At 65.3% G+C, this 11,627-nt stretch carries 6 protein-coding genes and 2 pseudogenes; 4 read left to right on the top strand and 4 right to left on the bottom strand.

Features of this window, described 5'->3' with window-relative positions; translation table 11 throughout:
• Positions 1–139: 139 nt before the first annotated feature.
• The gene (locus OYT95_RS00780; RefSeq protein ID WP_268790627.1) at positions 140–3,655 is read left to right on the top strand and encodes a serine/threonine-protein kinase; all 3,516 of its coding nucleotides are present in this window, start codon (positions 140–142) and stop codon (positions 3,653–3,655) included.
• A gap of 252 nt (positions 3,656–3,907) precedes the next feature.
• Here OYT95_RS00780 and OYT95_RS00775 read toward each other — a convergent pair.
• Both OYT95_RS00775 and OYT95_RS00770 read right to left on the bottom strand, forming a co-directional pair.
• A pseudogene (locus OYT95_RS00775) lies at positions 3,908–4,162 on the bottom strand (SRPBCC family protein); the annotation flags it as partial.
• Positions 4,163–4,183: 21 nt separating this feature from the next.
• Positions 4,184–4,514, bottom strand: a pseudogene (locus OYT95_RS00770) (ArsR/SmtB family transcription factor).
• 88 nt (positions 4,515–4,602) lie between these two features.
• On the opposite strand from OYT95_RS00770, the gene rph reads away from it, so the two are divergent.
• Positions 4,603–7,401, top strand: coding sequence for a rifamycin-inactivating phosphotransferase (gene rph / locus OYT95_RS00765; protein WP_268790626.1), 2,799 nt, complete (start codon positions 4,603–4,605; stop codon positions 7,399–7,401).
• Between the two features lie 237 nt (positions 7,402–7,638).
• Positions 7,639–9,009, top strand: coding sequence for an MFS transporter (locus OYT95_RS00760; protein WP_128638693.1), 1,371 nt, complete (start codon positions 7,639–7,641; stop codon positions 9,007–9,009).
• 235 nt (positions 9,010–9,244) lie between these two features.
• Here the strand turns inward: OYT95_RS00760 and OYT95_RS00755 are convergent, their stop codons facing one another.
• Complete coding sequence (locus OYT95_RS00755; RefSeq protein WP_268790625.1) at positions 9,245–10,471, bottom strand: NAD(P)/FAD-dependent oxidoreductase; 1,227 nt, start codon at positions 10,469–10,471, stop codon at positions 9,245–9,247.
• Between the two features lie 55 nt (positions 10,472–10,526).
• Positions 10,527–10,802, bottom strand: a complete 276-nt coding sequence (locus OYT95_RS00750) for an acyl-CoA-binding protein (protein ID WP_268790624.1) — start codon at positions 10,800–10,802, stop codon at positions 10,527–10,529.
• A 170-nt stretch (positions 10,803–10,972) separates the two neighbouring features.
• On the opposite strand from OYT95_RS00750, the gene OYT95_RS00745 reads away from it, so the two are divergent.
• Positions 10,973–11,416 (top strand): hypothetical protein, encoded by a 444-nt coding sequence (locus tag OYT95_RS00745; protein ID WP_268790623.1) that lies wholly within the window; start codon positions 10,973–10,975, stop codon positions 11,414–11,416.
• Positions 11,417–11,627: the final 211 nt, after the last annotated feature.

Genomic DNA, 11,627 nt, shown 5'->3' with positions numbered 1-11,627 from the left:
GACCGAGTAAGCTGTGGGGCAACGAACGTATGCAGCCGCCTGTCGACGGGCACTCGTCCGGTAGACGACTGGGAAATCGGTGATGCAGGATGGACCAAGGGCGCGGCCTCCGCCTCCCAGGCCCAGGGCTGAGCGATCGATGATGGACCCGGATGGTTCCGCTCCCATCCGCGGTGCGTACCCCACGCTCAAGGCTGAACTCGAAGCCGAGGGCTTCGGGGAAGTGGAGGTGATCGGCCGCGGCGGGTTCGGGGTGGTATTCCGGTGCCGGGAGCCATCGCTCGACCGGGTCGTCGCCGTCAAGGTGCTGGGTTCGGGGCTCGACGAGGAGAATCGAGCGCGGTTTCTGCGTGAGCAGCGCGCGATGGGGCAGCTCTCGGGGCACCCGAACATCGTCAATGTGCTGCGGATAGGGGAGACTCGGAGTGGCCTTCCGTTCATCGTCATGCAGTACCACCAGTGTGACTCACTGGAGGCTGCCATCCGGGGCCACGGACCGACGGGGTGGGAGTCTGCGATCCGAATCGCGGTGAAGCTTGCAGGAGCGCTCGAGACCGTACATCGCGCGGGGATCCTCCATCGCGATGTCAAGCCGGGCAACATCTTGCTGACCGATTACGGGGAGCCGCAGCTCTCCGACTTTGGTATTGCCCGTATCGAAGGCGGCTTCGAGACGGACTCCGGCGCGCTTACCGGTTCACCGGCATACACGGCCCCGGAAGTGCTTTCCGGCGAGTCTCCCAGCGTCGCATCCGATATCTATGGGCTCGGCGCAACCCTGTTCTCTCTCATCACCGGGCATGCGGCCTTCGAGCGCCGGTCCGGTGAACAGATCGTCGCCCAATTCCTGCGAATTACCGCCGAACAAGCACCGCGTTTGCCGTCCGCCGGCATCCCAGCCGACGTTCGCGCGGCGATCGAGACCGCGATGGCTCGGGATCCAGGCGCTCGTCCATGCACCGCAGCGGAGTTCGGAAATCTATTCCGCGAGGTCGAACGCAGGCACGATCTGGTTGTCGACGAGATGGCGATATCAACTCGAGCAGAGCGGCCACCTGTTCGTTCGGTTCAAGAACGTGCCACCGGCACAGTCAGCTATGTGCCAACCGAGACACACGCCGCTTCGCTGCCTGAGGCCGTCGGGTCGTCGTTGCAACCGCCGAGCGCGTCGACGAAGTATCGGCCGCCGACACCGACGCGGGCACTTGTACCACGCAGTAGACTCGCCGGACAGTTACGCGACGCCAGTCGCCGGCGATTGATCTTGATCCACGCCCCTGCAGGGTTCGGAAAGAGCACACTGGCCGCGCAGTGGCGCGACACCCTGATCAGTTCCGGTGTTGTGGTCGCGTGGCTGAGCATCGACTCGGACGACAACAACGTCGTCTGGTTTCTCTCACACCTGACGGAGTCGATCCGCACCGTCCGACCGGATCTTGCCGCGGAGCTCGGCCAGATTCTCGAAGAACGCGGCAACCAGGCCGACCGGTACGTGCTCACGACCCTCATCAACGAGATCCACGAACGCGGCGAGCTGCTGACCGTCGTCATCGACGACTGGCACCGAGCGACCGATGCCGCGACCATCGCCGCGATGGGATTCCTTCTCGATCATGGGTGCCACCATTTGCAGGTGCTGGTCACCAGCCGCAGTCAGTCGGGATTGCCACTCAGCCGCATGCGGGTCCGTGACGAACTGGTCGAGCTCGACGCCGCTGCCCTCCGGTTCGACCTGGACGAATCCCGGGAGTTCCTCGTCGATATGTGTGGACTGACCCTTGAACAGGGCGAGATCTCCGACCTGAGGGACTCCACCGAGGGGTGGGTCGCGGCCTTGCAGTTGGCGTCGCTGTCTTTGCGCGGGCGTGACGATCCAGCTGAATTCATCAGCCACCTGTCGGGCCGACACCGAGGCATCGGTGAGTACCTCGCCGAGAACGTTCTCAGCGCCCTCGAGCCCGACCTCCTCGAATTCATGCTGGCGACGTCGGTCACCGAACGGCTCTGCGGTGATCTCGCGGCCGTGCTCGCGCGCGTCGACGACGGCCAAGCGCTACTCGAACACATCGAGGAACGCGATCTGTTCCTCCGTGCACTCGACGACGAACGAGAGTGGTTTCGGTATCACCACTTGTTCGCCGATTTCTTGCGTCGTCGTATGCAGCGCGATCATCCCGCGCGCATCGCCGAACTGCATCGCACGGCGTCGCAGTGGTTCGCCGCGCACGATCTGCTGAGCGAGGCTGTCGGTCAGGCACTGGCCGCCGGGGACCGGGAACTCGCGGCGGACCTCGTCGACGCACGAGGGCTGGCGCTGATCGAGCACTCGCAGCTCGCGTCGGTGCTGGGTCTGATCGACAAGGTTCCCCGGGCACTGGCGGCGGATCGCCCCCACCTGCAGCTCGCCCTCGCCTGGGCGCACGTACTGCTCCACCATGACCACACCATCGTGGAGGAATCACTTCGTTCTCTCGATGCCTGTATCGCCGACCTACCCGCCGCCGACACCACTACGGCCGACCTGCGTGTCGACGCCGCGCTGGTGAGGGGAGTCGCGGACCTCTTCGGGGACCGCATCGACGGGCTGACCGAGTTGGTGTCGGACTGCCTGGACCGGCAGAAGACCCTGCGCCCGTTCGTCCTCGCCGCTGCATCCAACGTCGCGTCCTACGAGGCGATTCACCGCTTCGACTTCGACGCCGCACAGCGGTGGCAGGAATGGGGGGCGCCCTTCCACGCGCGCACGACGGGGCCGTTCACTGGGGTGTACGGGCACTGCTTTTCCGGGATCGCGGCAAACGAGATGCTGCGCGTGGAGGAGGCCGAGCGGTATTTTCGGTTGGCCTATGGTCTCGCGCGTGAGGCGGGAGGTCTCCACTCGTATTCCACGAGGCTCGCAAGCGCAATGCTGGGGGATCTGCTGTACGAGCGTGGCGAGTTGGACGAGGCCGAACGGCTGCTGGACGAGAGCTATCAACTCGGCTCGGAGGGCGGTGTCGTCGATTTCATGCTCGTCACGTTCGGCACCGGATCCCGGATCAAGGCCATCCGGGGAGATATCACAGCGGCTGCCCAGCGGCTGGACGACGGTGCACAGATCGCCGCCGAGTTGGTGCTGCCGAGGCTGGCCGCCCGTATCGGCAACGAGCGGACGAGGTTGGGGCTGTCGGCAGCCGATCCTGCGCAGCACCTGACCGAGGGCGACCCGGACACTCCCGCACCTGTGCCGGATCTGGTGGACGGGATCGTCGAGGTGACAGCAGAACTCGAGGAGGATTCGGCGATCCGGCGGCTGATGGCAGAGAAGTCGCTGCCGAGCGCGCTCGATGCCCGTGAGAGGGCAGCTGCCCTGGTAGAGCGCATAGCGACCCAGGCACGTCCCCGTGCGCTGCTGCGAGCGCGACTGTTGCACGTCGTGTCGGTTCTCGTCGCCGGTGATGAGCAGGAGGCCCTGGATGCTCTGATACCGCTTGCCGCACAGTGCGCGAGTCTGGGCGTGATCAGGCTTCTGTGTGACGAGGGGCCGCCCATGATGCACCTTGTTGCGCGGTTGCGGGGCATTCAGACGCAACGGCCCCGGCCGTCACGTGGGCCGGCGATCTCGGAGGAGTTCTTGTCGTCGGTATTGGCCGCGGAGGTGTCGACGGGCGGGTAGTGCCTGGACCAATGGCCGGTCGAACCAGGTGGCGGCCTGTCGCATGTCTTCGAACGGGTATTCGGCGGAGAACAGCAGGTGGTCGGCTCCGACTTCCTGAATGGTGTCGAGCAGGGCGGGTGTGCGGAAGTCTCCGTTTGTCCCGGTGTCGACGGCGAACGCCCACGCGGAACCGTAGATCCAGGGGCGGCCGTGCGTCGTGCCGGCTCGCCGCCTCGCACGTGGAGGGCGAGGCGGCGAGCATCGATTCGTCGGGGTGAAATCCGCATCGGCGAATCCGTCGGTGGAGGTGAAGCCGGCGGGTCCGGTCATGTAGTAGGTGACCCGCCCGCCGGGGGCGAACTCATGGTCGACCACTGTGGCCGGGTATGTCGGTGGGCCCCAGGTCTTCTCGAGCTGGCGCGGATCGACATAGATCTGCCAGATCCGCGCTCGGGGGGCGGCGAACTCGGCGGTGATGGTCAGGGTCAGTGCGTCGATGTCGTGGCTGACATTGGTGACAGGCATCGTTCATTCCTTCCGTTGGAGTTACGTTGCGATCAGTTCGTCGATGCGGGCGATACGTCCACGCCAGACCTGTTCCAGCTCGGTGAGCATGGACGACACTGCGCGAACTGCGTCCACATCGCCCGTGGCGAGTTGTTCACGGCCGCTGCGTCGTTTGACGAGTAGGCCAGAATTCCTGGAGGACGGCGACGTGTTTCTGTACCGCAGCGAAACTCAGGTCGTACTTCGCTGCCAGTGCCGAGACGGAATGCTCGCCGGCCAGCACGCGACGCATGATGTCGCGCCTCGTTCGGTCGGACAGCGCGTGGAACAGGGCATCGGCCCGGTCCTCATGGACCCTTCCCCCTTCCACGTTATACACGGTTGTCCGCCCTCATGAGATTCGGTTCTGTGGTCCATACTCGCCCGTAGAAATTCGTATCGACAGGTGGGGAAGCGGAATGAGTTATGTGCTGGACTTCCAGGAGACCGACCGGTCGCAGGGTGCCGTCATCGGCGGCAAAGGTGCGAACCTCGCAGAACTGTCGCGCCTCGACGGCATAGATGTGCCGGACGGCTTCTGCGTGACGACGGATGGCTTCCGGAGGGGCATGGCCGAAAAACCGGAAATCGACGATCTGCTCGAACAGTTGTCGCACGTCGAGCCGGATGATCGAGACGTGATCCGGGTGCTGAGCGTGCAGATCCGCCGGGTGATCGAAGAGAGCGACATCCCGGACGATCTGGCGACGGAGATCGTCTGCTCGGTCACCCGGCTCGGCGAACACGCCGCCTTCGCGGTCCGGTCCAGCGCGACGGCCGAGGATCTGCCGACTGCGTCCTTCGCCGGCCAGCAGGACACGTACCTGAACATTGTGGGCGCAGTGGCGATTCTCCGGCACGTGAGCCGGTGCTGGGGTTCGCTGTTCACCGAGCGGGCGATCGCCTACCGTCTGAAGAACGGCTTCGACCACCGGAAGGTCCACATGGCCGTGGTCGTGCAGCGGATGGTGTTCCCGCAGGCGTCCGGAATCCTGTTCACCGCCGACCCCGTCACCTCCGACCGGACGGTCGCCACCGTGGACGCGGGGTTCGGGCTCGGCGAGGCACTGGTTTCCGGCCTGGTGAACGCGGACGTGTACAAGGTGCGCGACGGCGCGGTCGTCGACAAGACGGTCGCCCGCAAACAGCGCGCCGTCCGGGCGGCACCGAAAGGGGGAACGTACATACAGGAGATCGAACCGGAGTGGCAGAACCGGCCGGTGCTGACCGACGCACAGATCGTGCGCCTTGCGCAGGTGGGGCGTGACATCGAAGCGCACTTCGGCTGCCCCCAGGACATCGAATGGTGTTTGGTCGACGATGGCTTTCTGATCGTTCAGAGCAGACCGATCACCACGCTGTTCCCGATCCCTGTGGTCGACGATGGAGAAAACCACGTGTACGTCTCCGTCGGCCACCAGCAGATGATGACCGACCCGATGAAGCCTCTCGGGATCTCGGTGTGGCAACTGACAAGTCCGGCGCCGATGCGTGAAGCCGGTGGCCGGCTTTTCGTCGACGTCACCCAGCGTCTGGCTTCGCCCGCGAGTAGCGCAGCCCTGGTGGAGACGCTCGGCAAGTCCGATCCGCTCATCGGGGACGCGCTGCAGACCGTCCTCGACCGCGGCGACTTCATCCGGTCGTCTGCCGACGAGGTGCCCGTCGGCGCACCGGCCGGTGGTGCACCCGCCCTGATCGACCCCGATCCGGCTATCGTCGCCGAACTGATCGCAGGCAGCGAGGTTTCGCTTGCGGCCATGAAGCGCGACATCGTGACCAAGTCCGGATCGGAACTGCTCGACTTCATCGAGGCCGATATCCAGGAGCTGAGGCGAATCCTGTTCGATCCGCGCAGCGGGCAGGTGATCACGACGGCAATGGAGGCCACCAGATGGCTCAGCGACCGCTTGCGGGAGTGGCTGGGCGAGAAGAACGCTGCCGACACGCTCACGCAGTCGGTTCCCCACAACGTCACTTCGGAGATGGGCCTCGCGCTTCTGGACGTCGCCGACGCGCTCCGGCCCCACCCGGACGTGGTGGCCTTTCTTCGGCACGTCGAGCATGCGGGTATCGAGGACGAGAGGTTCCTGGACGAACTGGAGAAGCTCACGGGCGGCCCGGAGGCACGAGCGACCATCGAGGGGTACCTCGACAAGTACGGCATGCGCTGCGTCGGCGAGATCGACATCACGAGGCCGCGCTGGAGTGATCGCCCCACCACGCTCGTGCCGACGATCATGAGCAACATCGAAAACTTCGGACCGGGCGTAGGCAAGCAGCGCTTCGAGCGCGGTCTCCGCGAGGCCGAGCAGAAAGAGAAAGATCTGCTGGATCGCCTACGCGCCTTGCCTGACGGGGAGCGCAAGGCCGAAGAGACCAAGCCCATGATCGACCGCGTCCGCACCTTTGCGGGATACCGGGAATATCCCAAGTACGCCATGGTCGGCCGCTACTTCGCCTACAAACAGGCCCTGTTGCGCGAGGCCGGCCGTCTCGTGGAGGCACACGGGATTCGCGAGCAGGAGGACGTCTTCTACCTGACGTTCGACGAACTCCGCAAGGTCGTGTCCACGCATCGACCGTGCGACCGCCTCGTGCGTGAGAGAAAGGAAGCGTTCCGCTCGTATGGGACGCTCACGCCTCCCCGGGTGCTCACATCGAACGGGGAAGCTGTTTCCGGGGAGTATCGCCGCGAGGACGTACCGGCGGAAGCACTGGCCGGTCTACCGGTGTCCGCCGGGATCGTGGAGGGGCGGGCACGGGTCATTTCGGACATGTCGCAGGCCGACCTGGTGGCGGGTGACATCCTGGTCACTGCCTACACCGATCCGAGCTGGACTCCCTTGTTCGTCGCCATCGACGGATTGGTCACGGAGGTAGGCGGATTGATGACCCACGGTGCGGTCATCGCGCGGGAGTACGGCGTGCCGGCGGTCGTGGGCGTGGAGAACGCCACCCGGCTGATCCGCGACGGGCAGCGAATCCGCGTGAACGGAACGGACGGGTACGTCGAGATTCTGCCCGACTGGTCCGGATGCCGAGCCGCTACCGGACACCGGGTTCCGGCACGGGATGGTGCATGGATGGATGCAGGCAGGACGGCTCCTCTTCGGATTCCGACAGGTCAAGGGACCGATACGTATTGGCCCCGAGAACCATTCGCTGCTCGGTGCTGTACACGGCAGGGCGGTGGTCGAGCAACTCGAGTGCGGTTTTGATCGGTGTGGTGCCCCCTGTGGCGGATACCTGGTCGGGGGAGGGTCTGGCTCAGCGTGTGCGCGTTGGTGAGTATTTCGTAGCGAAAGATTCTGTAAAGGAACGTAAGTACGGGGGGACAGGGTCACCTCCCTGATCCCTGCGGTGCGCTGACTGTGTGGTGACGAACCGGGGAGCGGATTGACACCGCCCCTCGGTGACTCGACCAGGTTGGGGCGTCGATCCGCTATCGTCTACGGATGAGCGATGACGCGACTCCGTCCGGTCCAACCCGCGCTCCGACGAGCACCCGGCGGGCGGTGCTCAACACGATGAAGGGCTCGGCAGGAAACCTCGTCGAGTGGTACGACGTGTACATCTACACGGTCTTCGCCACGTACTTCGAGGCGCAATTCTTCGACGAGAACGACGCCAACTCCACGCTGTACATCTATGCGATCTTCGCGGTCACCTTCGTCATGCGACCGGTGGGGTCCTGGTTCTTCGGCCGGTTCGCCGACCGCCGTGGCCGCAAGGCGGCCCTGATGCTCAGCATCACCATCATGTCGTCCTGTTCCTTCTTGGTGGCGGTCATGCCGACACGTGAAGTCATCGGGTATTGGGCGGCAGTGATTTTGGTCGTCGCTCGCCTGGTGCAGGGATTCGCCACGGGTGGGGAGTACGGCACCTCGGCGACGTACATGTCCGAAGCGGCGACCGCGAATCGGCGCGGCTTCCTGTCGTCTTTCCAGTACGTGACCCTCGTGGGCGGTCACGTGCTCGCGCAGTTCACGCTCCTGATCGCGCTCAGCGTTCTCGATGTCGAGACGTTGAACGATTGGGGGTGGCGGATCGGCTTCTTCATCGGCGGGATCGCTGCCCTGGTCGTGCTGTGGATTCGGCGCTCGATGGACGAGTCGCTCAGCGAGTCGCATCTGAAGGCCATCCGTGCGGGGGAGGACCGGACGGCGGGGTCCTTGACGGCGTTGTTCACCAAGCACTGGCGTCCGCTGCTGCTGGTGTTCCTCATTACCGCGGGTGGAACGGTCGCGTTCTACACCTACAGTGTCAACGCGCCGGCGATTGTGAAGTCCACCTTCGGGGCCGACCGGGCGCTGACGGCAACCTGGATCAACCTGCTGGGGCTGATCTTGCTGTTGCTGCTGCAGCCGATCGGCGGCATCATCAGCGACCGGGTCGGGCGCAAGCCGCTCCTGATCTTCTTCGGTGTGGGTGGAGTCCTCTACACCTACGTCCTGCTCACCTATCTTCCGCGGACCACCTCGCCGCTATCGGCGTTCGCGCTGGTCGCGGTCGGCTACGTCATCCTCACCGGGTACACCTCGATCAACGCGATCGTGAAGGCGGAGCTGTTCCCCGCCGACATCCGCGCCTTGGGGGTGGGACTGGGTTATGCGCTCGCGAATTCCATCTTCGGCGGTACGGCGCCGGTACTTTTCCAGGCGTCCAAATCGGCCGGTCACGTGGGCTGGTTCATCTCCTACGTGACGGTCGTGATCGGGGTCAGCTTGCTGGTCTACATCTTCGGGCTGAAGAACAAGTCGGTCACGGTGCTCGATCGCGAGCAGGGGAGCGCCTGGGGCGTGCCCGTGTCTTCGCGTCCAAGCTGATCCCCGGTCAGAGTTCCAGGGGAATCGGTGCCGGCACCAGTGTGAACAGGTCAGTTTCTGGCGGGTGGTGACTTCGCCGTCGGAGGTGATCGGCTCCGGTCTGGCGGGCGACCGGCATGCCGGTCGTATAGTGGCGACGACCTGGCCACCCTGGTGATCGACGAGCGGGACGGCGCGGTCGACGACCTCGACTCTGCTGCCGCATGGGGCGACACGGTCGTCAACTACCTGAGAGTCATTGTCCGGGATCGGGTCGTGCCTGCAGCGCCGGCGCGGCGGCGGCAAGCAGTGCGTCGCGGTCTCGGTTCAACGGAGGATAGATGCGTCGGGTGTTGATCGTGACCTTGGTGGCTTTGGCTTGCGCACCGCGCGACACCACCTGGCGATCCCACCCCTCGGTGTACACCGCCCCCGCCGGTCCCAGGTCGAGAATCGTAGCGTACCAAGGGATCCGGAGCGGGAGCATCGGCTCCCCGAGAAGATCGCCGATGACGTTGTAGCCCGCGTAGCGGCCCATCGGGCGCCCATGCTGGCACGACATCACCGACAGGTGGCCATCGTCCACGCGTGCCGCGGCGACGTCACCGGCGGCGAATACTCCGGGCGAGCCGACCACCCGCAGATAGTCGTCGACCGGCAAGCGACCGAGCCGGTCGCGGTCGGGACCGAGTTGCGCGGTCAGCGGATTCGCCCGCATGCCCGCACACCAGACGACGGTGCCCGCGGCCATCACCTCACCGGAGGAGAGCGTCACTCCGTGCTCGTCGACAGCTGCGACGCCGACACCGGTCATCGTCTCGACGCCGTTGTCGGACAGAGCCGCTTCGATTACCGGTCGCGCCGATGCTCCCATGTCGGAACCAACGTAGGGGTTGTGGTCGATCAGCACCACCCGCGGTTCGACGTTGCGTCCCGCGCACACCTTTGCCAGCATTCCGGGTAACTCGGACGCCGTCTCGATACCCGTAAGGCCGGCGCCGACCACCACCACGGTCGCCGCACCCACGTCCGCTCGGCCGTCGGACAGCGCGGCCAGGTGGCGCTGTAGCTTCATAGCGCCGTCGTAGGTGTCTACGTCGAAACCGAATTCCCGCAAACCGGGGATGTCGGGTTTCGCCACCCGACTGCCCAGTGCCAGGACCAAGCGGTCGTACCGCTGTGTGTGCTGTGCCCCGTGACCCGAGAGGGTGACGCTGCGCGCGGCGGTGTCGATCGCCGTCACCTCGGCGGCGACGTGCCCGACGTCGACCGGGTCGAGCACGTCGCTCAGTGGGATGCGGCACGCACTCAGGTCTGCCTCGTAGTTGCGGACCCGGATGTCGTGGAACGGCTGCTTACTGATCACCGTGACATCGACGGTGTCTGCTGCGTCGAGTTCGTCGAGCCGCCGGGCCGCTCCCAGCGCGGCCCATAAGCCGGCGAATCCCGAGCCGAGGACGAGGACCCGCTTGGAATCAGTCACCCCGATATCGTGCCAGGTCCACGCCGGGGCGACCGCTGGATCACGCGGGATCCGTTCATCCAGCCGAACTGGTTCCCTGCGTGAGCCGGGCTGCCAGGTCGACGTAGCCCTGCTTGGCATCGGAGCTGCTCGTACCCGTCAGCTTGGCCCAGGCGTCGTACTTGGCGCGGTTGACCATGTCGAGCCGACCGGGCCGCTTGCCCTCGACGTCACCCTTCGACCCCTGCTTGAACAGCGCGTACAGCTGCAGCAGTTCATCGTTGGCCGGCCTCGAGGTGAGCTTCTTGACGTTCTCCTGTGCGTCGGCAAACGCCTGATCCAGATCCGACATGGGTACCCCTGGCTCTCGGACGGACTCTTCGACGCAATCGTATCGCCGGAGCCGATGGCGCCTGATCCGTTCGCTCGGAGTCGGCGGCGCGATCGTGTTCGGGCGGAGCGAGCAGCTGCACGGGATACTGTGGGCGCGAGCACCTCGTCACCCGACAGAGGAGAACGCCCATGCGCACCTTCGTCCATCTGGTCCTGTTCGCGTGCGCCATCGCGGTCGTGGTCGGCGCCTTCTTTCCGATCGTCGGCGAAATACAGCCGAGCGATGTCGCGCTGATCGATCTGCGGGACGGTTTCCCCACCGGGTTCACCTTCGAGCAGGTCGAGAATCAGTCCGTGGTGTTCTACAAGTCGGCGACGGCGCTGCTGCTGCTGGCTGCGATTCTGCTGCTGGTCGCCGCCCTGGTGGGTTCACGCGCGGCCGGGTGGCTGGGCGTGATCGTGGGGGTCGGTACCTCTGCGGTGTTCCTGTGGCGGCTCGATGACCGCGTCGGTGACTTCGTCCGCGACAACTACGACAACTTGCTCAGCGGCCGTTGGGGGCTGTACCTCGTCGGCGGCCTGGCAATCGCGCTGCTTGCCCTGCTGGTGCCGAAGGAACGACAAACGGCGTGAGTCGAGCCCATTCGACGACGGCGAGTCGGCGTCGAGAAGCAGGGGTGACGCCGAGCGGGAATTGGTGTGATGGTGTGCGGCGATGGGGGTTCCGTCGATATGGTCGACGAGGTTGGTTTGCAGGACGTCTGGTGCGGGTTGACAGGCCTGTGGGTCACGACGAGCGCGGTGAACTGAGCAGCCGCGGTGGTGCGGACCCACACTCTGATGG

This window comes from Rhodococcus sp. JS3073 (assembly GCF_026810085.1).
Taxonomy (GTDB): Bacteria; Actinomycetota; Actinomycetes; order Mycobacteriales; family Mycobacteriaceae; genus Rhodococcus_F; species Rhodococcus_F wratislaviensis.
Note: the sequence above shows the minus strand (reverse complement) of the source record. Positions and strands in the feature narration are given on the sequence as shown.